Genomic DNA, 24,158 nt, shown 5'->3' with positions numbered 1-24,158 from the left:
AAAATTCGTGTGATCAAACCGCCGCGGCACCCGCCACGATCTCGGACAACTCTTTGGTGATCGCGGCCTGGCGGGTCTTGTTGTAGACCAGCTTCAACTCGCCAATCACGCTACCTGCGTTGTCGGTCGCCGCCTTCATCGCGACCATGCGTGCTGATTGCTCCGACGCCATGTTCTCGGCCACGGCCTGATAGATCAGCGCCTCAACGTAGCGCACCATCAGATCGTCGATGACTGTCTTCGCGTCTGGTTCGTAGATGTAATCCCAGCGATGCGCGCCCGACTCGACCGCCATGCGCTCGGCGGCCAACGGCAGCAACTGATCGACCACCGCCTCCTGGCGCATCGTGTTGATGAAGCGCGTGTAGCAGAGGTAGACCGCGTCGAGCTTGCCTTCCGAATACGCGTCGAGCAGCACCTTCACGGGGCCGATCAGACGCTCGAGGTGTGGCGTGTCGCCAAGTTGCACGGTGTGCGCCACCACCTTGACACCGCTGCGGTTGGCAAAACCGAAAGCCTTGTTGCCGATCGCCACGACCTCGCCCTTCACGCCTGCACCTTCTTGCTCCTTGAGCTTGTTGGTGAAGGCGCGCAGCACGTTGGTGTTCAGACCACCGCACAGGCCCTTGTCGGTCGACACCACGATGTAGCCCACCTTCTTGACGGCCTTTTCAGGGGCCTTCATGAATGCATGGACGTATTCGGGGTTGGCCTGGGCCAGGTTGGCCGTGATGGCGCGGACCTTCTCGGCGTAGGGGCGGGCCGCACGCATGCGATCCTGCGCCTTGCGCATCTTCGAAGCCGCGACCATCTCCATGGCCTTGGTGATCTTCTTCGTGTTCTCGACGCTCTTGATCTTGCCGCGTATTTCCTTGCCGCCTGCCATGACGTCTCTCCTATGGGGTCGTTGTCAGGGTGGGGTTAGGCGAAGGTCTTCTTGAACGCGGCGATCGCGCCTTGCAGCTCGGCCTCGGCGTCCTTGTCGAGCGCCTTGTTGGCTTCGAGCTTGCTCACCAAGGCAGCGTGGCTGGTCTTCAGGAATTGGTGCAGGCCCGCTTCGAAAGCCAACACCTTCTTCACTTCGACATCGTCGAGGAAGCCCTTGTTCACGGCATAAAGCGTCGCGCCCATCAGGGAGATCGGCAGCGGTGCGTACTGAGCCTGCTTGAGCAGTTCGGTCACACGGGCGCCGCGGTCGAGCTGCTTGCGGGTGGCTTCGTCAAGGTCGGACGCGAACTGCGCGAACGCGGCCAGTTCACGGTACTGCGCCAAGTCGGTACGGATACCGCCGGACAGGCCCTTGATCAGCTTGGTCTGAGCGGCGCCACCCACGCGAGACACCGAGATACCGGCGTTGATGGCGGGGCGGATACCGGCGTTGAACAGGCTGGTTTCCAGGAAGATCTGACCGTCGGTGATCGAGATCACGTTGGTCGGCACGAAAGCGGACACGTCACCGGCTTGGGTTTCGATGATGGGCAGCGCGGTCAGCGAACCGGTCTTGCCCTTCACTTCACCCTTGGTGAATGCTTCGACGTAGTCGGCGTTCACGCGAGCGGCACGCTCCAGCAGACGGCTGTGGAGATAGAACACGTCGCCAGGGAAGGCTTCGCGGCCCGGCGGACGACGCAGCAGCAGCGACACTTGGCGATAAGCCACGGCCTGCTTGGACAGGTCGTCATACACGATCAGAGCATCTTCGCCGCGATCGCGGAAGTATTCGCCCATCGCGCAGCCCGAGTAGGCCGAGATGTACTGCATGGCAGCCGATTCGGACGCCGTTGCGGCCACCACGATGGTGTAGGCCATGGCGCCCGATTGCTCGAGTGCGCGCACGACGTTCTTGATCGACGAAGCCTTCTGACCGATGGCCACGTAGATACAGGTCACGCCTTGACCCTTCTGGTTGATGATCGCGTCGATGGCGACGGCGGTCTTGCCAGTTTGGCGGTCGCCGATGATCAGCTCGCGCTGGCCACGGCCGATCGGCACCATCGAGTCGATGGACTTCAGACCGGTCTGCAGCGGCTGACCGACGGATTCACGCGCGATCACGCCCGGAGCGATCTTCTCGACCGGCGAGCTCAGCTTGGCGTTGATCGGGCCCTTGCCGTCGATCGGCTGACCCAGGGCGTTCACCACACGACCCACCAGCTCGGGGCCCACGGGGACTTCCAGAATGCGGCCGGTGCACTTGACCAGATCGCCTTCGGAGATGTGCTCGTACTCGCCCAGAATCACGGCGCCGACGGAGTCGCGCTCGAGGTTCAGCGCCATGCCGAACGTCGGCTGGCCGCTCTTGGTGGCGGGGAATTCAAGCATTTCGCCCTGCATCACATCGGACAAGCCGTGGATGCGGACGATACCGTCGGTCACGGAGACGACGGTACCTTGATTGCGGATGTCAGCAGCGGCACCAAGACCCTCGATGCGGCTTTTGATCAGTTCGGAAATTTCTGCAGGGTTCAGTTGCATTGCTTGCTCCCAATGCTTGCTGCAGGTTGTCGGTGCGCTCGCTCGGAGCTCATCACCGGCAACCTACAACGGGTACACGTCAGCTCACGCTGTGAGGGCCACCTTCATGCTATCGAGCCGGGCCTTGACCGAGGTGTCCAGCACCTCGTCGCCAACCACAGCTCGAATGCCGCCAATCAGGTCAGGATCGATCACGACGCTCGCGCTCAACTTGCGACCAAAACGCTTTTCAAGCGCGGCGACCACCTCGGGCAGCGCTGCCGAATCGATCGGATAGGCACTGTGGATGGTCACGTCGCTCACGCCCGACAGGGCGTTGACCAGCGTGTGGTACTGCTCGGCAATCGCCGGCAGGGCCACGGTGCGGCCGTTCTCGATCACGGTGCGCAGGAAGTTCTGGACGGCCGGCGCCAGCGTTTGACGCGATGCCGAAGCAATCACGTCGAACACCTGGTCGCTGGAGACTTTCGGGTTGTCAGCGAACTGACGAAACGAAGCATCCGCCGCGACTTGCGCCAGCGCTTGCACCTGCTCGCCCCAGGCCTTGGCGTCGTTGTGACGCGCGACCTGGAACAGAGCTTCAGCGTAAGGGCGGGCGATGGTAGCGAGCTCGGCCATGATCAGAGCTCCGTCTTGAGACGGCTCAACAGCTCGGCGTGAACGCCAGCGTTGATTTCGCGACGCAGGATCTGCTCGGCGCCCTTGACGGCCAGGCCAGCAACTTGCTCGCGAAGCGCCTCCCGGGCGGCGACCACCTGCTGCTCGGCCTCGGCCTTGGCAGCAGCGACGATCTTGGCGCCTTCTTCGTCAGCACGCTTCTTCGCCTCTTCGACGATGGCCTGGGCACGCTTTTCAGCGTCAGCCAGGCGCTTGGTCATCTCGTCGGCGGATTGCGCAAGCTGCTCCTTGACGCGGCTGTTTGCCGCTGCCAGTTCAGCCTTGGCCTTGTCGGCCGCTGCCAGACCGTCCGCGACTTTCTGTGCGCGCTCATCCAGCGCCTTCGTGATGGGCGGCCACACGAATTTCATCGTGAACCACCACAGGATCGCGAAGACGGCGATCTGAGCAAACAGTGTTGCGTTCAGATTCACGGCTCGGACCTTTCTCGGTTAATCAATAAATCAGATGAGTCGAGAAAGACCGATCACTTGGCCACGAACGGATTGGCGAAGGCGAACAGCATGGCGATACCCACGCCGATCAGGAAGGCCGCATCGATCAGACCAGCCAGCAGGAACATCTTGGTTTGCAGTTCGTTCATCAGTTCAGGCTGACGAGCCGAAGCTTCGAGGTACTTGCCGCCCATCAGCGCGATACCGATACAAGCACCGATGGCGCCCAGACCGATGATCAGACCGCAAGCCAGCGCGACGCTACCCAACACGTGTTCCATGATTGCTCCTAGTTCAGGTTACGAGAGAAAAGAAAGAAGAAAGGAAAGGGAAAGAAAACCGTTTGACCACCAGCCCGGTTCAGTGGCTGTCGTGAGCCTGGCCCACGTACACCAGCGTCAACATCATGAAGATGAAGGCCTGCAGCGTGATGATCAGGATGTGGAAGATGGCCCATGCCGAACCGGCGATCACGTTGCCCACCCACAGGGCAATGCCGCCAGCCGACGAAAAACCGACCGCACCCATCAGGGCGATCAGCATGAACACCAGTTCACCAGCGAACATGTTGCCGAACAACCGCATGCCGTGCGAGATGGTCTTGGCAGCGAACTCGATGAGGTTCAGCAGGAAGTTCATCGGAGCCAGCGCCAGCGCCATCGGCCCGTGAGCATGGAAGGGCGCCGTGAAGAGCTCCTTGACCCAGCCGACCAGACCCTTGATCTTGATGTTGTAGTACAGGCAGGCACCCAGCACGGTGATGGACAGGCCGAGCGTGATCGACAAGTCGGCGGTGGGCACCGAGCGCATGAAGGCCTCGTGAGGATTCATGCCCTTGGCTTCGTAGATTCCGCTCCAGATGCGGGGAATCAGGTCGAGCGGCAGCAAGTCCATCGCGTTCATCAGGAAGATCCAGACGAAAGCAGTGAGCGCCAGGGGTGCAACAGCCTTGCGCGACTCGGCGTTATGGATGATGCCCTTGGCCTGAGTGTCGACCATTTCGACCAGGAATTCGATGGCAGCTTGCAAACGGCCCGGGCGACCCGATGTTACGTTGCGGGCGACGCGCCACAGCACAAAGCAACCTATCACACCCAGCAGGATGGACCAGAACAGCGAGTCAAGCTTGAAGACCGGCTGCGACGTCGAGAAGTCGGCAATGCCCGTCTGCACCCGATTGGTCAGGTGAGTCAAGTGGTGGGTGATGTACTCACCAGCGTTGGGCGCGTGTTCCGCTACTTGATGTTCTGCGCTCATCGTTTATTCATCTAGCTTGTTTGCCAGACCGGCGCCACCACAGGGGCACCAGCCAACTTGTTTTCATGCACACAACCAAAGCGACCAGCATGGCCGGCCAATTCAGGTTGTGCACCACACGCACAGCCGAAACCAGCATGGCACAGGCCATCGCCAGCTTCACGAACTCCCAGAACATGAACCGCACGGGAAGCCCCCCCGGCGCCGCACCCGGCCGGCTGGTCAGCCCCCAGGCCAACAGCGCTCCAGGCACGACCACGGCGGCAGCGCCATACAGCGCCGATACCACCCCACTCGCGCTGCGGGTCAAAAACCCGCTCAACAAGGTCACCAGCACACCCGCAAGCGCTTGCACCATCAGCACATGCCACGGGGAGATCGCCGGCCATTGCGCCACGAGAGCTTGCGCTTCTTCGCGGGTCAGCGGCTTGACGGGCGGATCTTCGATGACCTCGTCGGTCCATTCATCGGTCGAATCGCGCCCCTGCACCAATCGACTGGGCTTTGCTTCTTCCGTCTGCGCTGGTTGCTGAGACGGTTTGGGCATGTTGGCCAGTAGTCAGGGTGTCAGGAACGGCAAAACCCAAAGATTATATGCGGTAACCCCGATTCGGCAAAACCCTGTACTTGCGATACGGCAAGGAATGAGCAAAGCGCACGGCCGGGCGAGGCCGGTCAACGCCATTCCACCTGCCCTGGCGGCAAGCCGGGCACGTCGACGCGCACGGCCAGGACGCAGCCCGCAGCGGGCTGGCTCGACAGCTCGTCGGCGGGGCGATTGAGCCGTGCCGTGGTGATATAGAGCGTGCGCAGATCAGCCGCACCGAAGCAGGGCATGGTGGGGCATTGCACGGGCAGACGCAGCTCGCACAGGATGTCGCCGGAGGGAGCCAGGCGCAGCAGCCGCGCGCCCTCGTACATCGCAACCCAGTAGGCGCCTTCGGAGTCGATGGCCGCGCCGTCGGGTCGGCCCCCGTAGTCGGCCAGCGGCTGATCGGCCGCGCGACGCTCGAAGCAGCGCAGCACGCGACGTGCACCAGGCTGGCCGCGCGCACCGTCGTAGGGCAAAGCGAAGATGGTGTGGCGGGTGGTGTCGGCCCAATAAAGGGTGTCGCCCGCCGGACTGAAGGCCAGGCCGTTGGACACGGTGACGTCGCCGCGCACGCGCCGCAACACGCCGCGCTCGAAACAATACAGCGCGGCCAGGGCGGGCTGCCGAGGCTCGTAGAGTGTGCCGATCCACCAGCGACCTTGCGCGTCGACGCGCCCGTCGTTGAAGCGCTCGACGGTCGGGTCGTAGGGCGGCGGAGCGAGCCGACGACTGGCGCCACTGGCGGGGTCGAAATGCCACAGGCCGTCGCGCCGCGCCAGCAGCAGCGCGCCGCCCTCGGCCAGCGCGCAGCAGGCGGGCTCGGACTCGAATGTCCAGCTGCGGTCGGAACCGTCGGCGGGGTTGTAGCGGTGCAGCGCGCGGCCGGCGATGTCGCAGTAATACAGCACCCCCTCGCGCGGCGACCACAGCGGCGACTCGCCCAGCAGCGCGGGAGCGGTGACCACCTCGATCGGCGAGCCCGGCGCGGCGGGCTCAGAAGCGCGAGATGAGGTCATCGAGATCGATCTTGAAGTAGTGCGAGCCGGCCACCGGGTTGAAGTAGTAGGGCTCGATGCTCTCGAAGCCCAGGTCGGCGTACAGACCGCGCACGGCTTCGGTTTCGCTGAAGGTGTCGAGCAGCACGACCGAGTAGCCGGCCTCGCGGGCGCGGTCGATCAAGGCCAGGGCCAGCGCGCGGCCCAGCCCGAGCCGGCGCATGGCGGGGCGCACGTACAGGCGCTTGATTTCGCAGGCGTTGGGGTAGTCGGTGCCGGGGCACGGGCGCAGCGCGCCGCAACCGGCGGGGGCGTCGTCAACGAGCGCCAGCAGCAGCGCGCCGCCGGGCAGCGCGTAGCCGCCCGGCAACTGCGCCTGCTCGCTGGCGAAGGCGCCGTCTTGCAGGGCCGGCGGCAGGGTCAGCGCGATTTCGCCGAACAGCTCGCGCGCGGCCTGCACGTGCTCGGCCGAGGTCGGGTCGACGACAACGATATGGCTCGCTGGCATGGTCGTGGCAGTGTACGAAACGCCGCGCCTCGATCACAAGAGCGGGCCGGCGCTTGCTACCGGCAGTCCTCGGGCAGACCCGCCCCTCGCTTGGGGGAGAGCCTCGGGCTAGCCCGCAACACACCCCCCGGCGACTCGTGCACGATGGCACTCATGCGGCCTGTCGTGGGCCCGCGCTTGCACCTTGGTTCGACCATGAGTTCCGCCGTTCATCGCACGTTCACGCAGTACAAGCCGATCGATCAGATCACGCTGTCGCACATCCACCAGATGCACCTGGTGCACCAGCACACCCGCCCGGAGGTGTCGCTGGACGACTTCATCACGCACATGTGCGGGCAGTCCGGCGCGGTGCTGGTGCGGCGTCGCAGCGATCGGCTGATCGTGGGGTTCTCGACGCTGCGGATGTCGCGCCAGCGTCGAGGCCGCACGCTCGCGCACGGGCCGCTGGTGATCCACGACAGCTACCGCCAGGGCCGCGGCCACGCGCGCATGCTGCAGTGGGTGACGTGGCTGGAACGCTGCAAGAACCCGTTCTCGACGTTGCAGGTGGTGCGCGCGGACGGGGTTGACGCCCTGCCGGTGGTCACGCCCGAGCGCGCGGCGGCGCAGGCCACCTTGAGCCGCGCCCGGCTGCGCCACGCCTTGCACGCGTCCACGCTGAGCTGATCGCCCCGCAGCGGTTCAGTTGGGCAGCTGCACCAGCTCGTCGAACAGCACGCTGGTGACGCGCGACGGCGTGGCGTCGTGCTCGTCGAGGTAGTCGTTGAGGTCGCGCTGGATCTGGATGCCGAAGCGCTCGATGCCGTCTTCGGCGCGCAGATCGCGGCGCGAGGTGTGCTGCCCGGCGCGCTCGACCAGCGAGCCGAACACGCCGGCGTAGTCGCTCAGCTCGTCGGAGCTCTTGGTCTTGCTGAGTTGCAGCGACACCTTGACGGCGAGCATGTTGCCGTCGGACATCTGCGCGCGCACCGGCTTGAGCGGCATCCAGACCGGCGGCGGCCGGCCGCTGAACGCATCGGCGCCGGTGTCGCGATGAGCACGCTCTTGCGACGACGAAGCGTACAAGCCCACCACGGACGTGACCGACAGCACGCTGGCCGCGATCAGCGCGGCGACGGCCGCGTCGCTGGTGACGAAGTTGACGACGCGACGACGAAAGGTGGGCTTGTAGACGTGGGCCATGGGCTGAAATGAGTGAAGCAGGCGCGCGAACACCGCAGGCGGAAAGTTACTACGCTGCCCAGGTTGGTGAACGCTTCAAACAAGCGTTCAGGACGCAGTTGTTCACGCTTTTGCCGACCGCACCCCCGTGACCCGGGTGCTGCGCCGCCGAGGCGTCAGGCGTAAGGCACCCCGAGATTGAGTCGCGACTGGAATTTGTGCGTCGCGCTCAACCACACCGGGCGGGCGCCATGCAGACCCAGCTCGCGCAGCGTGCGGGCCATGGGATGCGCCGAGGCGCCCACGCTCAGGCGCAGGCTGCCGGGCAGGTGCAGGTCGCCCCCGCCGCGCACGTTGACGGTGGCGCGCAGCTTCTGCCCGTTGAGCTGCGAATACAGCACCACGCCAATGCTCGGGCCGGGCACGCCCAGCCCCATGCTGCCGGAGAGCTCGCAGATGGCGGCGCTGGTCTGCCCGGGGCGTTCGGGATCGCGCACGCGCATGGTCACCTCGCGGCCTTGCAGCGTGAAATCGATCGGCGTGACGAACTTGGGCAGCCCCCAGGCCTCGCGCCCGGCCGCGTTGGCCGCCGCCGTGGTGACCGGCAGGTGGACCACGTAGTAGCCGAGATCGCGCTTGGGGCTGTCGACATCGGTGAGCGCCTGCATCCAGCGGGTGCCGGCGGGCGCGTTCTCGGGCACCACGGGAATGGCCAGGCCCACCTCGTTGTACGACCCCACGGTGGTGACGCGGTAGTTGTAGAAGGCCATCATGACCATGGCGCGCGAACCCAGCGTCATGGCCAGGCGCAGCCCTTGCCCCTTGATGCAGGCGCGCGCCGCCTCGGCATCGACCCAGAAGCCCGCCACCAGCGTGCTGGTGTCGAGGTAGAGGATCGGGAAGTCCACCTCGCCCTCGCTGGTCGGCAAGGTGGTGCGGGGGCAGTCGAAGAACGGGTCGTCAATGGGGCGCATCAGAGTCTCCTCAGGAAGTCTTCTTGCAGGTCTTCGATCACGGCCAGGCGGTTGATCTGGTTGGTGCCTTCGAAGATTTGGGTGAGCCGGCAGTCGCGGTAGACCTTTTCGAGCCGCAGGTCGTGGCGCAGCGCCTGGTGGCCGAGCAGGTCCATGCCCTGCTGGATCACGTTCATCGCCGTGTCGGTGGCGTGGAACTTGTTCATCGACGCCACGCCCTGCCGCGGCGACCAGGTCCGCGCGCAGGCCCAGAGGTGGCCGCGCAGGCTGCTGGTTTCGGTGAGCATCTGCGCCAGCGTGAGCTGCACGTCTTGCTGGTGGACGAGCGCCTGCCCGCCGAGCTGGGTGCGGCAGGCGAAGTCGATGGCGATGTCGCAGGCGGCTTGCGCAAAGCCCACCGCCATCGAAGCCACGGGCAGGCGCGAGAGGTTGAGCGTCTGGCGGTTCAGGGCCCAGCCGCCGCGCACCCCGCCCACCACATGCGAGTCGGGCACGAAGACGTCGACGAATTCGAGTTCGGCGGCCCCCGAGGCGCGCATGCCCATCTTCAGCTCGGTACGCACGGGGCGAAAGCCCGCCATGCCGCGCTGCACCAGGAAGCACGTCCACGACTCGAAGCCTTCGCTGCGGCCGTCGACCTCCAGCGCGGCGAACACCGTGAAGCTCTGCGCCACGTCGCCGCCGCTGATGAAGCACTTGCGCCCGTTGAGCACCCAGCCGCCCGGCGCGCGGCGCGCCACCAGGGCGGGCTTGGCCACGGCGGCGCCATGACCGTCTTCGGCGTCCGACCCCGCGCTGGGCTCGGTGATGGCGAAGGCGAACAGATGCGGCTGGCCGCGCTGGTTCTCGCGCAAGGCCGGCAGCAAGAAGCGGTTGATGGACGCCACGCTGCCCGACAGCAGCAGCGGCGCGATGCCCAGCGCGTGCGCCGACAGCAGCAGCATCAGGCCGCCACAGGCGCGCGAGAACTCTTCGACCTTGATGCTCGCCGCCCATTGCAGCGAGTGGCGCGCCCGCAGCGGCGGCACGCTGCCCAGCGGCCAGGGCAGCAGGTCGCTGAGCCAGCCGGCGCGGCCGGCTTGCACGAGCAGGTCTTGCAACTCGGGCGGGGTCTGGCCGACGGGCCAGTGCGGCAGCGCATCGACCTGCAAGGCCAGCGGCGCGAGCACGTCGTCGGCGAAGCGCCGGGCGTCGGCCCGCAGGCGGCGCAGGTCGCGCGGCAGGCGCTCGGTTTCGATCTGCCACAGGCTCTGCGGCGCGTAGCGGTAGAGCTGGCGGATCAGCGGCGGCAGATCCTGCTGGGCCGCGCGCGGCGACAGCGGGTGGGCGGCGGCCACGTGGCCATCGAGATGGTCAGCCGGGGCCGAGGCAGCCGGCGCCAGATGCCGAGGATGAACGCCACTCATGCGGCCACTCCTTGCGATGCGTGCACGGACGGGTGCGGTGGGTCGTCGAGCGCGGCGCAGCACAGCGTGAGCTCGGCGGGCGAGCCGCCCAGCTGGCGCAGCGTGTTGACGTCGCGCAGGTCTTTCTCGGCCCCGGTGTCCCGCATGTAGCCGATGCCGCCGAACACTTGCAGGGCGCGGCTGGCGGCGTCGGTCAATTGCGGTTGCAGGCGGGCGCGGGCGCGCCACACGGCATGCAGCGTGGCGCGCTCGGGGGCGCTCGCCCACAAGGCAGACAAGGTGGTCTGCGTGAGCCACAGGCTGTGCTCGGCCTCGGCCAACAACTGCTGCACGGCGGCGTGTTCGATGATGCGTTTGCCACCCTGGCGGCGCAGCTGGGCGTAGTCGCGGGCGCGGTCGATGGCGCGGCGCACCGCCCCGGCGCCGAGGGCCAGCAGCCCCAGGCCGTGCAAGGTCTGCAGCTCGACGAAGGCGGTGGCATGCGCGTCGGCCCAGTCCGCTCCCGGCTCGGTAACAGCGCCTGGTCGCAAGCTGACCTCGAACAAGCGCAGCTCGTCGAAGCCGTGGGCATGCGGCAATTCGCGCACATCGAGCTGCGCCCGGCTGCGTCGGCACCAGACCCAGCCTGATGCGGCGCTCCACTGCGGCCACCACACGGCGCGCCAGTCGGGCGAGGCCAGCAGCAGGCGGGGCGCGCCGGCCTGCGGCGGCGCCCAGCAATCGGTCAGCCAGGCGCTGTCGGCAACGGACAAGGGCGCGCCCGCCAAGGCGCGGCCCAAGGCCTGACGACCGAGGCCCCAGCGGCCGTCGAGCATCACGTCGGCCGGCGGCTGGCCGCTGACGGCCGCGCGGCGGTCCAGCAGCGCGCCCAAGGCGAGGCTGTGGACTTGATAAGCCACCGCCGGGCTGACCTGCGCCAGCTGCGTGAGCGCCTCGACGCTGAAGCGGCGCAGCGAGGCGTCGGCCGGCACGTCCCACAGGCCGCAGGCGGGTTCGGGGTCGTGGTGGACGAGGCCGAGCTCGACCACGCTGTGCAGCGTCTGCGCCAGTTGTTCGGGGCGCATCGGGTGCTCGGGGCGCGCCGTCAAGGCGGCCAGCTCGGTGCGGGCGTAGCGCTGCACGGCGTCGACAAACGCCTGACGATCGGCATCGCTGAGCAAGACATCGCTCATCGCAGTCCTCCGGCGCGGGTCGCGACCGGGCGCCCGCTGACAGTTAGATGGGGGGCGCCTGCCGGCTCACGCTGCGGGCGCTGCGCACCTTGCGCGCGCTCAGCCCCAGCTCGCGTCGCACCGCCGAGGGCGGCACGCCTTTCCAGCGCTTGAAGGCCAGGATGAAGCTGGCCGCCTCGGCATAGCCCAGGCGCTCGGCAATGTCGTCGAGCGTGAGTTGCGGCTCGCGCAGCATCTCGACCGCCAGCGTGGCCCGCACTTCGTCGAGCAGGCTGCGGAACGACACGCCCTCGTCGTCGAGCCGGCGACGCAAGGTGCGCGAGGTCATGCACAGCGCCGTGGCCACCGCCTCCATGTCGGGCATGCGGCCGGGCTGGCGCAGCAGGTGGTCGCGCACCGCGTCGGCCAACCCGGTATGCGTCTGGCGTGTTTCGAGCAGATGCCGACACAAGGCTTCGCTGTGCTGCGCCGTGTGCTCGTTGGCCATGGGCAGGGTCAGGTCGAACACCGCGCGCGGAAAGGCCGCCACGTTCTCGCGCGCCCCGTAGGTCGGCTCGTTGAAGAAGACTTGCCGGTAGCGCTCGGCGGCCTGCGGCTCGCGCGGCAGGGTCACGCGCAAGCGCATGAACTGCACCAGATCGGCCTGGCCGAGCAGCTCGCGCCCCAGGGCCAGCATGGCGGCCCCATCGCGCTCGAACAGGAAGCGCCGCACATCGGCCGGCACCTCGCTGTCGTCGAGCACCAGCTCGACCGCCTCGTCGGTCAGCCGCAGCGTGATGGCGACGAAGGCATAGGTGAGATTCAGGTAGCGCAGCGCCACTTCGATCGCGCTGCCCAGCGTGCGGCTCGACAGCAGCGTATAGCCCCAGATGCCGTAGGTGGTGAGCCGGTAGCGCGAGCCCACCAGCAGGCCCAGCGCCGGCTCGTCGCCCGACAAGGCCACCAGGTTGCGCACCATCTGCAGCTCTTGCGCCGCCTCGATCTCGGCGTGCGCGCTCGCCAGCATCGGCTCCGAAATGCCGGTGCCGCGCAACATCTGCTGGGCCGACCAGCCCCGCTCGGCGGCGAAGTCCACCATCAAGCGTGCGCTGGCCGTGCTGCGTCGAAAGTTCCATCGGGGCATGGTGAGCTCGCAAGCAGGCGGGTGAAAGGCTTTGTCCGAAATTATCAATAGATTGACTGGCGGGACTATCCATATTCACCCGCAGCCCGGCGCACCGCCAGCGTGCACGCCACGCGCCGGCAACGTGCGGACCAGCAGGCACGATGCTTGCGCCAGCCGGTCGATGGACTATCTGTTCTCCGAAACCGGCTCACAGGCGCTCGACTACGCCGTCGTCGGGCGCACCCTGTTCGCATTCGATTTCGACGAGCTGTGGCGCGCGCCCCCGCCGCCGGAGCGGGCCGCCGAGTTGCGCCATGCCTTGCGCCAGCTGGCCAGCCAGGCCCGCGTGGCCGTGGTGTCGAGCCAGCCACGCGCCAGCCTGCTCGCGCAGCTGCCCGACGAGATCCGCTACGTGGTGGGCCGCGACGGCGAACCCCGGCTGACCGACGGCCCGTTGTCCAAGCGCGAGGCGCTGGCCGCCGTGCAACAGCACAGCCGCTGCGGCGCGATGGTGGTGGTGAGCAAGGCCCACGCCGAACCGCTGTTCGACGACGCCCCGTCCGACTGGCTGACCGTGCAGATCGGTGCCCCCGGCCCCGGCCCGGCGCGCTATTTCGTGAACGACGCCAACGAAGTCACCGCCCTGCTGCACGCCCTGCTGGCGCGGCTGGGCGGCACCCGCGCGCTCACGCCGCCGGCTCGACCGGCAGCGTGAAGTAGAAGCACGCGCCCCGCTCGGGTTCGGCTTGCGCCCAGACGCGCCCGCCGTGGCGCTCGACCGCGCGCCGCACGATGCTCAGCCCCACGCCCGTGCCCTCGAAGCGCGGGCCGTGCAGGCGCACGAAGGGCTGAAACAGCCGGCGTGCCGCGTGCGAGTCGAAGCCCACGCCGTTGTCGCGCACGAACACCGTGACCCCATCGGCATCGCTGCTGGCGCCGATGTCGATGCGGGCATCGTTGCGCGTGGCGGCGAACTTGCGCGCATTGCCAATCAGATTGACGAACACCGGGCGCAGCAGCTCGGCGTCGGCCTGCACTTCGGGCAGCGCGCCCACGTGCAACGCAGGCATGGGGCGCGAGGGGTCGGTCAGCGCGATCTGGCGCACGGCCGCATCCACCACCGCGCGCAGATCGACACGACGACGCTGCAGGCGCGCATCGCCCACGCGCGCCAGCTCCAGCAACGACGCCACCAGCTGCGTCGAAATCTCGGCCTGGTCGATGATGGCCGGCAACATGCGCAAGGCCGGCGCCGCGTCGCCCCGCTGCAACCCCTCGAGCGCCAGCCGCGCCGTGCCGGCGATGCCACCGAGCGGGCCGCGCAGATCGTGCGACACGCTGCGGTTGAAGCTCTCCAGCCCCGCCACCATGCCTTGCAGGTCGGCCGTGCGCTGCGCCACCTGCTCTTCGAGCGACATGTTCAGCGTGATCAGCGCGCGTTCGGCGCGTGCCCGGCGCGACACCTCGGCCTCCAGCGCCCGGCGTCGGCGCAGCAGGCTGGTGGTGAGCAAGGTCAGGCCGAAGAACATCAGCGGCAACGCGCCGTAGTAGCGGATCACCACCGCGTCCAACCCCATCAGCACCGCCCCGATGCCCACCGCCGGGATCGACAGCAAGGCCAGCCCCACCAGCGCGTGCCCGGCGCCGCGCTCGTGTCGCGCCGCCCAGAAGGCCAGGCCCGCCGAGCCGAGATACGGCACCGTGCCCGCCACGTTCGAGGCGGATCGCAGCACCGGCACGCCGAGCGCATAGCAGGCCATCAAGCCGACGCTCGGCGCGAGCAGGCACGGCAACAGCACGCGGCGCCAGCGTGGCGGCATGCTCAGGTAATCGACCAGGCCGACGGTCATCATCATGATCGAGCTCAGGATGACGCTCGACCAGACCGGGAAGGTGACGTAAGGGGTTTGCGGCATGTGCCGCTCGTTGTTGGCGAACACCACCGCCATCAGCGCGAAGCTCGCGGCCAGCCACGACATGCCACGCTCGCGGTCGCGCCACCACAGCGCGGCGTACAACACGGCCAGCAGGCCGAACACGAAGGCCGCCATGTCGGGGGCCGAAAGAAAGTGCCGAGTCAAGGCAATCGGCGTACTGCTCATCAATAGGCGTGATCGTGGTGCACCGGATGCACGCCCCGTCTGCGCGTGGGCCGCCCGTGCCTGGAACTCCCTGTTCCCGGATGCGCCAGCTGCTCGACAAGCGTCAAGACCAACGCAGCCTCGCCGTCGCATCGATGCGGATCAGCGGGCACGGCGATCATTACCGAGTCGCCGCGACGAGGCAAGCCTTGCCGGTCAAACCACGGGGTTAAACCGCGACTGGCTTGCCACGCGCCGAGCTTTCAGCGCGCGCCCAACTGCTCCCAACGCTCCAGCAGCGTCATCAACTCGTCGTCGATGGTGTCGTAGCGCGCTTGCAATTGCGGCACGCGTTGCGGCTCGCGCTTGTAGAGGTCGCCATCGGCCAGCTGCTCGCCCAAGGTTTTTTGCTCGGACTCCAGCGCGGCGATGCGGCCGGGCAGCTCGTCGAGCTCGCGCTGCTCCTTGAAGCTGAGCTTGCGCTTGGCGGCCGCCGCAACGGGCGCAGGCACCACGGGCGTCGGCGCAACGACCGGGGCAACGACCGATGCAGCGGCCTGGGCCGGCGCAGGCGCAGCCTTGGCCGCCGCCGCGCGGCTGCGTTGCGACTGCACGAGCCAATCTTGCACATTGCCCTCGAACTCGCGCCAGCGGCCGTCGCCCTCGGATGCCACGATCGAGGTGACCACGTTGTCGACGAAGCGCCGGTCGTGGCTCACCAGGAAGACCGTGCCGGCGTAGCTTTGCAGCAGGTCTTCGAGCAGGTCGAGCGTGTCGATGTCGAGGTCGTTGGTGGGCTCGTCGAGCACCAGCACGTTGGCCGGCCGCGCGAAGAGCCGCGCCAGCAGCAGGCGGTTGCGCTCGCCGCCCGAGAGCGTGCGGACCGGCGAGTTGGCGCGCGCCGGCGAAAACAGAAAGTCGCCCAGGTAGCTCATCACGTGCTTGCGCTGCCCGCCGATCTCGATCCACTCGCTGCCGGGGCTGATGGTGTCGGCCAGCGTGGCGTCGAGGTTGAGGCCCTCGCGCATCTGGTCGAAGTAGGCCACGGCGAGGTTGCTGCCGGTCTTGACCGTGCCGCTGTCGGGCGCGAGCTCGCCGAGGATCAGCTTGAGCAGCGTGGTCTTGCCCGCGCCGTTGGGGCCGAGCAGGCCAACCTTGTCGCCGCGCAGGATGGTGGCGCTGAAGTCGCGCACCACGGTCTTGTCGCCAAAGCTCTTGTTCACGTTCTCGAGCTCGGCCACGATCTTGCCGCTGCGCGCGCCGGCATCGAGTTCGAGCTTGACGCGGCCCACCACGTCGCGCCGCGCAGCGCGCTCGGCACGCAGCACGTCGAGCCGCTTGATGCGGGCCACGGCACGCGTGCGGCGGGCCTCGACGCCCTTGCGGATCCACACCTCTTCTTGCGCCAGCAGCTTGTCGGCGCGCGCGTTGGCGAGCGATTCGTCGAGCAGCTCGCGTTCCTTGGTGGCCTCGTAGGCGGCGAAGTTGCCGGGGTAGCTGCGCAGCTGGCCACGGTCGAGCTCGACGATGCGCGTGGCCACGTTGTCCAGGAAGGCGCGGTCGTGGGTGATGACGACGATGCTGCCGCGGTAGGCGCGCAGCAGTTCTTCGAGCCAGGCGATGGCGTCGAGGTCGAGGTGGTTGGTGGGCTCGTCGAGCAGCAGCACCTCGGGCTGGGCCACCAAGGCCTGCGCCAGCGCGACGCGCTTTTTCATGCCGCCCGAGAGCTGGCTCATCGGCCGCGCCGGGTCGATCTGCAACTTCTGCAGCGTGGCGTCAACGCGCTGCTCCCACGTCCAGCCATCGAGCGCCTCGATGCGGCTTTGCAGTGCGTCGAGGTCTTCGTGCGGGGCGTGGGCCTCGTAGCGGGCGCGCAGGTCGCGCACCTCGGCCAGGCCCTCGCCCACGGCGTCGAACACGGTGGCCTCGGGGGCGAACTGCGGTTCCTGCGCCACGTAGGCGATGCGCAGGCCCTGCACCTGCTGCAGCAGGCCGTCGTCGAGCTTTTCGAGCCCGCCGAGGATCTTGAGCAGCGAGGACTTGCCCGTGCCGTTGCGGCCGATGAGGCCCACCCGCTCGCCGGCATCGATGGACAGCGCGGTGTGGTCGAGCAGCGCGACGTGGCCGAAGGCCAGGCACGCATCAGAAAGCGATAGAAGAGCCATGGGGGCGATTGTCCGTCACCCCGTCCGCCACCCCACGGCACACTGTTGCGACGGCTCAGGTTTCGAGACTCTGCGCCTGCAGCAGCAGGCGGCGCACGCGCTTGTAGTCGGTCCAGTCGAAGCCTTCAAGGAATTCGGCCGCCGCGCGCGCGCCGCGCTCGAAGAGCTCGAGCTTGTCGGCCGCGCTCATCTCGAAGTCGAGCCAGCTGATCTTGCCGGTGTCGATGTAGGCCACGAGGCGGCTGTAGTCGGGGTTCTGGTCGATGAAGTCGTCATCGAGCGCGCTGCGGGCGCTGTTGACGGCGCCGCGCGCGATGTCGATGAGGTCGTGCACCTCGTTCTTGTGCTCGTCCCACTGCAGCTTGACGCCGAAGGTCGGGCGCAGCGGCACGCGGTTGCGCGAGTGGAAGGCCGCGATCGGGAAGTTCGACAGCACGCCGCCATCGACGAAGCAATGCTGCCTGGGCAGGAAGTCGCCCTCGAAATTTTCGTCCGCCCACACGCGCTCGGCGCGCCACAGCGGGCGCGCCACGTCGGCCGGCAGCGAGGGCACGGTGAAGGGCGCGAAGAAGCCGGGGATGGACATCGAGGCGCGCGCGAACTCGGCCACGTTGACCTGCTCGGGCTGCGCCCAATACAACTTGGCCTGGCGCGGGAACTCGGTCTTGCTCTGCGTGGACACATCGGCCGCGACCACGCAAAGGTAGTCGCGCTCGCGATTGAGCGCGATGCGGCGGCGGCCATCGGGCAGGGTCTCGTAGGGCGGCTTGTCGAGCGTGGCGAAGTCGGAGGCCAGCGCCCCGTCGGAGACCAGCAGCTCGGGCACGTCGGTCATGCGCTGGCGCAGCGCGGCCACCGTCATCGGGCGGCCGCCGTTGTACTCGGCCAGCGTGTGGGTGAGCCAGTCCAGAAACGTCTGGCCGCGGTTGAGGCCGTTGATCTCGCGCAGGTTGTCGATCACCTGCGCGCCCGCCCACAGCTTGGCGAGCGTGCCCTTGCCGGACAAGCAGGCGTTGACGAAGTCGGCGGCGTCGCGGTCGCCGGGTTTCTTGCCGTCCATGAAGCTGGCCATCGGCATGTTGGCGACCACGTCGATCAGCTTCTGGCCGCGCTCGCCGGCCGGAACGTCGGCGCTGGCCAGCACCGTGGCGGTGATGGCGCCGGCCGAGGTGCCGCCGATGCCGATGAAGCGCAGCCCGGCCTGCTCGAGCACGTGGATGTAGCCCAGCAGCGCGATGCCCAGCGTGCCGCCGCCTTCGAGCACGAGGTCGATGTACTGGCGGCCCTGGGCATCGACCACGTCGCTGAACGGCCGGCCGCGCAGCTTGATGGCCCGGTCGGTGTAAGGCTGGGCGCGAGTCTCGAATTCGGCGCGGGTGACGTTGTCTGCCATGGCAGGCTCCTGAGTTGAATATGAATCGACTCAAGGTACTCCCGCCCTGCCCCGGGCCCCATCCCTACGCTTAGGGGCAACCAGCATGAGCGCGCCGGGTTGATGCCGCCTCCCGGCCGACGCGATTCAAGCTGGCGAACGCCGCACGGCCGCCAACAGCGCGGCTTCGGCGCGCTGCAGCGCCACCGCCTCGACCTGGCACAAGCGCAGCCGGCGCAGCAGCCAGGGCGTGAGATCGCCCTCGCCCCGAAACACCGGCCAGATGTCCCCCGCCGAAGCCTCGACAGGGTCGTGCTGCACGCCCGCGTCCGGCGGCACCGGCTCGGCCCCCACCTCGGGTGCCCGGTGCAACGCTTGTTGGCAGGCTTGCGCTGCCTCGCTCAGGGCCGGCAGCGCCTGCTCGCCATCGAGCCGGCTTTGGCGTCGCCCCAACAGCTGCTGCACGATGCCCAGCAAGGCCATCAGGCGGTAGCCCCGGCTGAGCAGGGCCTCCACCTCGCGATCGGGCAGGCGCACGTGGCTGGGCTCGGCCAGGGTGCGCTGCCCCGCGCCAGCCAACGCGGCCAGGGCCGCGTAAGCCTGCTGCCGGCTCAAGCGCTGCGCCAGTTGACGCTCGGCGCTGGGCGACCACGCCAGCACGTTCGCCGCGTGCCGCGCCAGCGCCCGGCGCAGTTGCTCGCCCAGGCGCGCCAGCGAGCGGCGCTCCCACGACGGCAGCACAAAGCAGAACGCCCAGGCCAGCATCGCGCCGATGAAGGTGTCGGCCAGGCGCTCGTACACCGCCGGCCCCGCGCCCGGCGTCAACAACAAGGGCTGCAGCAAGGCCATCAGGGTGGCCGCGGTGGCCGCCACGCGGTAGCGCACATTGACGTAGGCATGCGAGACGCCAACCGAGGCCATGAAGCTCACGATCAGCAGCCCACGCTGACCGAGGTAGGCGAGACCCAGCACCAGCAGGCAGCCGAGCACCGTGCCGATGATGCGTTCGTTGCGCCGCGCCAGGGTCTGGTCGAGACTGCCGCGCAGCACCACCGCCACGCTGAGCACCAGCCAGGCCGGGTGCGAGGCCCACGGCAACCACAAGCCCAGCGCGTAGGCCAGCGCCATGGCCAGCATGCCGCGCAAGGCGTGGCGCAGCACGCCGGACTGCAGACTCAGATGCGGCCGGAGCGCGGCCAGCGGCCAGCCCTCGGGCGACACGAAGAGCTGCAGCTGCGCGGGCGACCAGACGCTCTCGCGATCGGGCCCGTTGCAGCGCTCGGTCATGTTGGCCACGTCGTCGAACATGTGGCCCATGCGGCTTTCGAGCGCGGCCACCAGGTGCTTGCGCGGGTCGCCCTCGGCCGCGCCCACCGACAGCAGGCGGCTCGCCAGCACGTGCCGGCAGTCGGCCGCCGACAGCGGCGGCACCGGCTCGCCCTGCCCCACGCCGCGCGCCAGCTCGTCGAGCTGTTGGGCCAGGCGCAGCAGCGAATCGGCGAGCGCGCGGCGCCAGCCCCACGCGGTGGCATCGTCGCCCAGCAGCGGCACGTCGAGCCGGCTGGCCAGCAGCAGGTCGCGCAACTCGATCAGGCCGAGCACCACGTCCACGTGCCGCCGCGCCTGCGCCGACGCTTGCGCGGCAAAGGCCAGGTCGCGCGCCGCCTGCAGCGCGTCGGCGAGCTGCACGTCATCGACGATGGATTTGCGGATGCTGTCGCCGGCAGCCGGCACCTCGCCGCTCACCCGCTTGGCGCGCGAACGCAGGCGCTGCGCCGAGGCTCGCAGGGCGGCCGCCACTTCAAGCTCGATGTAGCGCGTCTGCAGCACGCTCGCCATGGCGCGCCCCCAGCCAGCGTAGGCCAGGGCGCCCGCCAGCGCCCAGCCGGCATGCACGATGGCCTCGGCCGCGTTGGCCGGCACCGGCCCGCGCGCCATCGCGAACACCAGCGCCAGCACCGGCGCGAAAGACAAAGGCCCGGCGCGCTTGCCCCAGGCCATGGTCATCAGCGAGGTGAAGCCAATGACCGCCACCAGCAGCGTCATGGCCACCGCCTGTGTGCGCAGCAGGCCCACCGCCAGCGTCACGAGGGCCGTGGCCAGGGCGGCCGGCAGCATGCGCGGCCAGGCGCGGTGCGGCGCGTTGGGCACGTCGGGCAGCGCGGCGCAAACGGCGCCACCCGCCGCCAGCAAACCTGCTTCGCCGCCGAAACCTTGCCCGACGAGCCCCTGCACCAAGGCCACGCCGAGCGCCACGGTCACGCCGTTGAGCTGCGCGGCCGTCAGCCGCTTGGTGAGCTTCAGGTCAGGCCGCATGCGCCGTGCCGCGCCCCGGGTGTCAGAGCTGACTCTCGAGCGCGTCGATGAAGCGCGCCGCCACGTCGAAACCGCTTTGCTGAGTGATCTCTTGAAAGCAGGTCGGGCTGGTGACGTTGATCTCGGTGAGGCAGTCGCCGATCACGTCGAGCCCCACCAGCAGCAGACCGCGCGCGGCGAGCGTGGGCCCCAGCGCCTCGGCGATCTCGCGGTCGCGCACCGACAGCGGCTGCGCCACGCCCTTGCCGCCCGCCGCCAGGTTGCCGCGCACCTCGCCGCCCTGCGGGATGCGCGCCAGCGCGAAGGGCACGGGCTCGCCGTCGATCAGCAGGATGCGCTTGTCGCCCTGACTGATGGCCGGCAGGTAGCGCTGCGCCATGATGGTCTGCGCGCCGTCATGGGTGAGGGTTTCGAGGATGGCGCCGAGGTTGAGGCCGTCATCGCGCACGCGGAAGATGCCCATGCCGCCCATGCCGTCGAGCGGCTTGAGGATCACGTCGCGGTGCTCGGCGTGAAAGGCGCGCAGCGCGGCCATGTCGCGGCTCACCAGCGTGGGCGTGATGAACGGCGCGAACTCCATGATCGCGAGCTTCTCGGGGTGCTCGCGCAGCGCCTGCGGTTTGTTGAACACCCGGGCGCCTTCGCGCTCGGCCTGGGTCAGCAGGTGGGTGGTGTAGAGGTACTCGGCGTCGAACGGCGGGTCCTTGCGCATCAGCACGGCGCCGAAGTCGCGCAGCGCCATCGGTTGCGGGTCGCCGGCGCGGTACCAGTCGCCCAGCTCGCCGGTCAGCACGATCAGCCGCGCCGAGGCCGTCACCAGGCCGCCGTGCTGCCAGAGCAGCTCCCAGGGCTCGCACACCCACAGCGCGTGCCCGCGCCGGGCGGCCTCGCGCATCATCGCGAAGGTCGAGTCCTTGTCGGTCTTGAAGGTGTCGGGCGGGTCGACGACGAAAAGCAGGTTCATGGCTCAGATCTCGACTTTCGAGCCCAGCTCGACCACCCGATTGGCCGGCAGATTCAGGAAGTCCGCCGCCGACGACGCGTTGCGGTGCATGCTGGCGAAGAGCTTTTCGCGCCACGGCGCCATGCCGCTGCCGATGGTCGGGATGACGATGTCGCGCGACAGGAAGTAGCTGGTCTCGAAGTCGTCGATCTTCACGCCGTGCTGCTTGAGCAGGCGCAGTGCCTCGGGCACGTCGGGCTCGTTCTTGAAGCCGAAGTGCAGCACGATCTGCCAGCAGCTGCGGCCCAGCGGCTTGATCTCGACGCGCCGCTCGAAGCCGATCCAGGGCACCTCGTGGGACACCACCGTCACGAACAGGTTCTGCTCGTGCAGCACCTTGTTGTGCTTGAGGTTGTGCAGCAGCGCGTTGGGCGTGGAGCCGATGCCGGCGTTCAGGAACACGGCCGCGCCGGACACGCGCGTCGGCGGGTTGGTGAACACGGCTTCGAGGAAGGGCTCGAGGTCGATCGAGTCCTCGCGCAGCCGCTCGGTGAGCAGCGAGCGGCCCTGCTTCCAGGTCATCATCAGCGTGAACATCACCATGCCGATCATCAGCGGGAACCAGCCGCCGTCGACGATCTTGATGGCGTTGGCGCTGAAGAACATCAGGTCGATGATGAAGAAGAACCCCGTGGCCGCCAGGCAGATCGGCAAGGCCAAGCCCCAGGCGAAGCGGATCACGAAGAAGGTCATCACGGTGGTGATGAGCATGTCGATCGTCACGGTGATGCCGTAGGCGCCGGCCAGCTTGCTGCTGGAGCCGAAGAAGCCCACCGCCAGCACGATGCAGGCGAAGAGCATCCAGTTGACGAAGGGGATGTAGATCTGCCCGGTCTCGTTGACCGAGGTGTGCAGCACGCGCAGGCGCGGCAGGTAGCCGAGCTGGATCACCTGCTTGGTGACCGAGAAGGCCGCCGAGATCAGGGCCTGCGAGGCAATGACGGTGGCGCAGGTGGCCAGCCCGACCAGCGGATACAGCGCCCACTGCGGCGCCATCTCGAAGAACGGGTTGTTGACGTTCTCGGGGTGCGCCAGCAGCATCGCGCCCTGGCCGAAGTAGTTGAGCAGCAGCGCCGGCATCACCAGCGCGAACCACGCCAGCCGGATCGGCTGCTTGCCGAAGTGCCCCATGTCGGCATACAGCGCCTCGGCCCCGGTGGCGCACAGCACCACGGCGCCCAGCGCGATGAAGGCCAGCTTGGGGTGGTTGACGATGAAGCCCAGCGCATAGTGCGGGCTGGCGGCCATCAGCACGGCCGGGTTGCTGGCAATGTGCTGCACGCCCAGCACCGCCAGCACGATGAACCACAGCGCCGTGACGGGCCCGAAGAACTTGCCGATGCCCCCCGTGCCGTGCTTCTGCACGGTGAACAGCCCGGCCAGCACGATGATGGTGAGCGGCACCACGAAGTGCTCCAGCCCCGGCGCGGCCACGTTCAGGCCTTCCACCGCCGACAGCACCGAGATCGCCGGCGTGATGACGCCGTCACCGAAGAAGATCGCCGTGCCGAAGATGCCGATGCCGAGCAATTGCGCGCGCACCCTGGGGCGGTCTTTCACCGCCGTCGAGGCCAGGGCGAGCATGGCGATCAGGCCGCCTTCGCCGTTGTTGTCGGCGCGCAGGATCAGGGTGACGTACTTCAACGTGACCACGATGGTCAGCGTCCAGAACATCGTCGACAAGATGCCGTAGATGTTCTCGGCCGTCAGCTGCAGGTGACCGTGCGTGAAGACTTCCTTCAGCGCATACAGCGGGCTGGTGCCGATGTCGCCGTAGACGATGCCGATGGCGCCCAGCGTGAGGGCGGCCAGTTGCGCGGGGGTGAGTTTTTCTTTCGGATGAGGCTGCACAGGAATTCGTCGAAGATCACCGAATCGCGAATTGTGCCGCTACCCGACGGCGGCGCGCCAGCGTTACGCCGTCGCCGGCGTGCATTTGCCTTGGTCTGAATCAAGACCAGGCGCCACAGCCGGTCAATCGTAAGTCTCGGCGTCGGGGTCGGTGGCTTCGAGCTCGTAGCTGGCCGCCAGCATGGCCAGTCGGCCCACCACGCCGTACATGTAGAAGCGGTTCGGCACGCTGGCGCCCGGCTTGGCGCCGGGGCGCGGCAGGTGCATCGGCTCGGCGAAGGCCAGCGGCACGAAACTCGCGCCGGGTGCGTTGAGGTTCTCGTCGATGCCGCGCTCGGCATGCACGCGGTAGAAGCCGCCCACCACGTAGCGGTCGATCATGTAGACCACCGGCTCGGCCACCGCCTCGTTGATGCGCTCGTAGGTCGGCACGCCTTCTTGAATGATCACCTCGGTGACCTGCTGGCCGTCTTTCACGACGCTCATCTTGTTGCGCGTGCGGCGGTTCAGCTCGGTCAGATCCTTGGCGTCGCGCACGGTCATGATGCCCATGCCGTAGGTGCCGTTGTCGGCCTTGACGATCACGAAGGGCTTTTCGTTGATGCCGTAT

Annotated in this window: 23 protein-coding genes; 2 read left to right on the top strand and 21 right to left on the bottom strand. The window is 68.1% G+C overall.

Annotation, left to right across the window (positions count from 1 at the left end; translation table 11 throughout):
• Positions 1 to 13: 13 nt before the first annotated feature.
• The 9 genes from atpG to ACE3SS_RS08690 form a co-directional block, all read right to left on the bottom strand.
• Positions 14 to 886 carry a F0F1 ATP synthase subunit gamma gene (gene atpG / locus ACE3SS_RS08730; RefSeq protein WP_374592973.1) on the bottom strand — a complete coding sequence of 291 codons (873 nt, stop codon included), beginning with the start codon at positions 884 to 886 and terminating at the stop codon, positions 14 to 16.
• Positions 887 to 921: 35 nt separating this feature from the next.
• A complete protein-coding gene (gene atpA / locus ACE3SS_RS08725) occupies positions 922 to 2,475 on the bottom strand; it encodes a F0F1 ATP synthase subunit alpha (RefSeq protein ID WP_374592971.1) in 1,554 nt (517 codons plus the stop codon).
• An 84-nt stretch (positions 2,476 to 2,559) separates the two neighbouring features.
• On the bottom strand, positions 2,560 to 3,093 hold the full coding sequence (locus ACE3SS_RS08720; RefSeq protein ID WP_374592969.1) for a F0F1 ATP synthase subunit delta: 534 nt from the start codon (positions 3,091 to 3,093) through the stop codon (positions 2,560 to 2,562).
• Positions 3,094 to 3,095: 2 nt separating this feature from the next.
• Entirely contained in the window at positions 3,096 to 3,566 is a 471-nt protein-coding gene (locus ACE3SS_RS08715) for a F0F1 ATP synthase subunit B (RefSeq protein WP_374592967.1), read from the bottom strand.
• Between the two features lie 53 nt (positions 3,567 to 3,619).
• Positions 3,620 to 3,868 carry a F0F1 ATP synthase subunit C gene (gene atpE / locus ACE3SS_RS08710; RefSeq protein ID WP_374592965.1) on the bottom strand — a complete coding sequence of 83 codons (249 nt, stop codon included), beginning with the start codon at positions 3,866 to 3,868 and terminating at the stop codon, positions 3,620 to 3,622.
• Positions 3,869 to 3,947: 79 nt separating this feature from the next.
• Positions 3,948 to 4,844 carry a F0F1 ATP synthase subunit A gene (atpB, locus tag ACE3SS_RS08705; RefSeq protein WP_374592963.1) on the bottom strand — a complete coding sequence of 299 codons (897 nt, stop codon included), beginning with the start codon at positions 4,842 to 4,844 and terminating at the stop codon, positions 3,948 to 3,950.
• Between the two features lie 7 nt (positions 4,845 to 4,851).
• The gene (locus ACE3SS_RS08700; RefSeq protein WP_374592989.1) at positions 4,852 to 5,334 is read right to left on the bottom strand and encodes an ATP synthase subunit I; all 483 of its coding nucleotides are present in this window, start codon (positions 5,332 to 5,334) and stop codon (positions 4,852 to 4,854) included.
• Positions 5,335 to 5,519: 185 nt separating this feature from the next.
• The gene (locus ACE3SS_RS08695; protein WP_374592961.1) at positions 5,520 to 6,452 is read right to left on the bottom strand and encodes an SMP-30/gluconolactonase/LRE family protein; all 933 of its coding nucleotides are present in this window, start codon (positions 6,450 to 6,452) and stop codon (positions 5,520 to 5,522) included.
• Positions 6,430 to 6,939, bottom strand: coding sequence for a GNAT family N-acetyltransferase (locus ACE3SS_RS08690; protein WP_374592959.1), 510 nt, complete (start codon positions 6,937 to 6,939; stop codon positions 6,430 to 6,432). The genes ACE3SS_RS08695 and ACE3SS_RS08690 overlap by 23 nt, the downstream gene beginning before the upstream one ends.
• Positions 6,940 to 7,134: 195 nt before the next feature.
• On the opposite strand from ACE3SS_RS08690, the gene ACE3SS_RS08685 reads away from it, so the two are divergent.
• Positions 7,135 to 7,608 (top strand): hypothetical protein, encoded by a 474-nt coding sequence (locus ACE3SS_RS08685; protein ID WP_374592957.1) that lies wholly within the window; start codon positions 7,135 to 7,137, stop codon positions 7,606 to 7,608.
• A 15-nt stretch (positions 7,609 to 7,623) separates the two neighbouring features.
• On the opposite strand, the gene ACE3SS_RS08680 is transcribed toward ACE3SS_RS08685, so the two are convergent.
• From ACE3SS_RS08680 to ACE3SS_RS08660, 5 genes are all read right to left on the bottom strand, one after another.
• Positions 7,624 to 8,124 carry a hypothetical protein gene (locus ACE3SS_RS08680; RefSeq protein ID WP_374592955.1) on the bottom strand — a complete coding sequence of 167 codons (501 nt, stop codon included), beginning with the start codon at positions 8,122 to 8,124 and terminating at the stop codon, positions 7,624 to 7,626.
• A 155-nt stretch (positions 8,125 to 8,279) separates the two neighbouring features.
• The gene (locus tag ACE3SS_RS08675; RefSeq protein ID WP_374592953.1) at positions 8,280 to 9,077 is read right to left on the bottom strand and encodes an acetoacetate decarboxylase family protein; all 798 of its coding nucleotides are present in this window, start codon (positions 9,075 to 9,077) and stop codon (positions 8,280 to 8,282) included.
• Positions 9,077 to 10,483, bottom strand: coding sequence for an acyl-CoA dehydrogenase family protein (locus ACE3SS_RS08670; protein ID WP_374592951.1), 1,407 nt, complete (start codon positions 10,481 to 10,483; stop codon positions 9,077 to 9,079). Before ACE3SS_RS08670 ends, ACE3SS_RS08675 begins: the two co-directional genes overlap by 1 nt.
• Positions 10,480 to 11,655 (bottom strand): acyl-CoA dehydrogenase family protein, encoded by a 1,176-nt coding sequence (locus ACE3SS_RS08665; protein WP_374592949.1) that lies wholly within the window; start codon positions 11,653 to 11,655, stop codon positions 10,480 to 10,482. Before ACE3SS_RS08665 ends, ACE3SS_RS08670 begins: the two co-directional genes overlap by 4 nt.
• 43 nt (positions 11,656 to 11,698) lie before the next feature.
• Positions 11,699 to 12,778 (bottom strand): AraC family transcriptional regulator, encoded by a 1,080-nt coding sequence (locus tag ACE3SS_RS08660; protein WP_374592947.1) that lies wholly within the window; start codon positions 12,776 to 12,778, stop codon positions 11,699 to 11,701.
• 163 nt (positions 12,779 to 12,941) lie between these two features.
• Between ACE3SS_RS08660 and ACE3SS_RS08655 the strand changes: the two genes are divergently transcribed.
• The gene (locus ACE3SS_RS08655) at positions 12,942 to 13,475 is read left to right on the top strand and encodes a hypothetical protein (RefSeq protein ID WP_374592945.1); all 534 of its coding nucleotides are present in this window, start codon (positions 12,942 to 12,944) and stop codon (positions 13,473 to 13,475) included.
• On the opposite strand, the gene ACE3SS_RS08650 is transcribed toward ACE3SS_RS08655, so the two are convergent.
• The 7 genes from ACE3SS_RS08650 to ACE3SS_RS08620 form a co-directional block, all read right to left on the bottom strand.
• Complete coding sequence (locus ACE3SS_RS08650) at positions 13,447 to 14,862, bottom strand: ATP-binding protein (RefSeq protein WP_374592943.1); 1,416 nt, start codon at positions 14,860 to 14,862, stop codon at positions 13,447 to 13,449. The genes ACE3SS_RS08655 and ACE3SS_RS08650 overlap by 29 nt on opposite strands.
• A gap of 242 nt (positions 14,863 to 15,104) precedes the next feature.
• Complete coding sequence (locus ACE3SS_RS08645) at positions 15,105 to 17,006, bottom strand: ATP-binding cassette domain-containing protein (protein ID WP_374592941.1); 1,902 nt, start codon at positions 17,004 to 17,006, stop codon at positions 15,105 to 15,107.
• 55 nt (positions 17,007 to 17,061) lie between these two features.
• Entirely contained in the window at positions 17,062 to 18,399 is a 1,338-nt protein-coding gene (locus tag ACE3SS_RS08640; RefSeq protein WP_374592939.1) for a patatin-like phospholipase family protein, read from the bottom strand.
• Between the two features lie 126 nt (positions 18,400 to 18,525).
• Complete coding sequence (locus ACE3SS_RS08635) at positions 18,526 to 20,694, bottom strand: FUSC family protein (protein WP_374592937.1); 2,169 nt, start codon at positions 20,692 to 20,694, stop codon at positions 18,526 to 18,528.
• Positions 20,695 to 20,716: 22 nt separating this feature from the next.
• Entirely contained in the window at positions 20,717 to 21,658 is a 942-nt protein-coding gene (gene gshB, locus ACE3SS_RS08630) for a glutathione synthase (RefSeq protein WP_374592935.1), read from the bottom strand.
• Between the two features lie 3 nt (positions 21,659 to 21,661).
• Positions 21,662 to 23,548 (bottom strand): potassium transporter Kup, encoded by a 1,887-nt coding sequence (locus ACE3SS_RS08625; protein WP_374592933.1) that lies wholly within the window; start codon positions 23,546 to 23,548, stop codon positions 21,662 to 21,664.
• Positions 23,549 to 23,671: 123 nt separating this feature from the next.
• On the bottom strand, positions 23,672 to 24,158 hold a 487-nt coding region (locus ACE3SS_RS08620; protein ID WP_374592931.1), incomplete at its 5' end, for a glutamate--cysteine ligase.

It is taken from the genome of Aquabacterium sp. (assembly GCF_041915145.1).
Lineage (GTDB): Bacteria > Pseudomonadota > Gammaproteobacteria > Burkholderiales > Burkholderiaceae_C > Aquabacterium.
This window is presented reverse-complemented; position numbering and strand designations above follow the sequence as displayed.

Bases quoted from the DNA above. Each gene is read 5' to 3' on its own strand.
- ACE3SS_RS08670 (WP_374592951.1), bottom strand. From the start codon at position 10,483: ATGAGTGGCGTTCATCCTCGGCATCTGGCGCCGGCTGCCTCGGCCCCG.
- atpB (WP_374592963.1), bottom strand. From the start codon at position 4,844: ATGAGCGCAGAACATCAAGTAGCGGAACACGCGCCCAACGCTGGTGAG.
- atpA (WP_374592971.1), bottom strand. From the start codon at position 2,475: ATGCAACTGAACCCTGCAGAAATTTCCGAACTGATCAAAAGCCGCATC.
- gshB (WP_374592935.1), bottom strand. From the start codon at position 21,658: ATGAACCTGCTTTTCGTCGTCGACCCGCCCGACACCTTCAAGACCGAC.
- ACE3SS_RS08660 (WP_374592947.1), bottom strand. From the start codon at position 12,778: ATGCCCCGATGGAACTTTCGACGCAGCACGGCCAGCGCACGCTTGATG.
- atpE (WP_374592965.1), bottom strand. From the start codon at position 3,868: ATGGAACACGTGTTGGGTAGCGTCGCGCTGGCTTGCGGTCTGATCATC.
- ACE3SS_RS08680 (WP_374592955.1), bottom strand. From the start codon at position 8,124: ATGGCCCACGTCTACAAGCCCACCTTTCGTCGTCGCGTCGTCAACTTC.
- ACE3SS_RS08655 (WP_374592945.1), top strand. From the start codon at position 12,942: ATGGACTATCTGTTCTCCGAAACCGGCTCACAGGCGCTCGACTACGCC.
- ACE3SS_RS08650 (WP_374592943.1), bottom strand. From the start codon at position 14,862: ATGAGCAGTACGCCGATTGCCTTGACTCGGCACTTTCTTTCGGCCCCC.
- ACE3SS_RS08720 (WP_374592969.1), bottom strand. From the start codon at position 3,093: ATGGCCGAGCTCGCTACCATCGCCCGCCCTTACGCTGAAGCTCTGTTC.
- ACE3SS_RS08685 (WP_374592957.1), top strand. From the start codon at position 7,135: ATGAGTTCCGCCGTTCATCGCACGTTCACGCAGTACAAGCCGATCGAT.
- ACE3SS_RS08690 (WP_374592959.1), bottom strand. From the start codon at position 6,939: ATGCCAGCGAGCCATATCGTTGTCGTCGACCCGACCTCGGCCGAGCAC.
- atpG (WP_374592973.1), bottom strand. From the start codon at position 886: ATGGCAGGCGGCAAGGAAATACGCGGCAAGATCAAGAGCGTCGAGAAC.
- ACE3SS_RS08665 (WP_374592949.1), bottom strand. From the start codon at position 11,655: ATGAGCGATGTCTTGCTCAGCGATGCCGATCGTCAGGCGTTTGTCGAC.
- ACE3SS_RS08645 (WP_374592941.1), bottom strand. From the start codon at position 17,006: ATGGCTCTTCTATCGCTTTCTGATGCGTGCCTGGCCTTCGGCCACGTC.
- ACE3SS_RS08635 (WP_374592937.1), bottom strand. From the start codon at position 20,694: ATGCGGCCTGACCTGAAGCTCACCAAGCGGCTGACGGCCGCGCAGCTC.
- ACE3SS_RS08640 (WP_374592939.1), bottom strand. From the start codon at position 18,399: ATGGCAGACAACGTCACCCGCGCCGAATTCGAGACTCGCGCCCAGCCT.
- ACE3SS_RS08675 (WP_374592953.1), bottom strand. From the start codon at position 9,077: ATGCGCCCCATTGACGACCCGTTCTTCGACTGCCCCCGCACCACCTTG.
- ACE3SS_RS08695 (WP_374592961.1), bottom strand. From the start codon at position 6,452: ATGACCTCATCTCGCGCTTCTGAGCCCGCCGCGCCGGGCTCGCCGATC.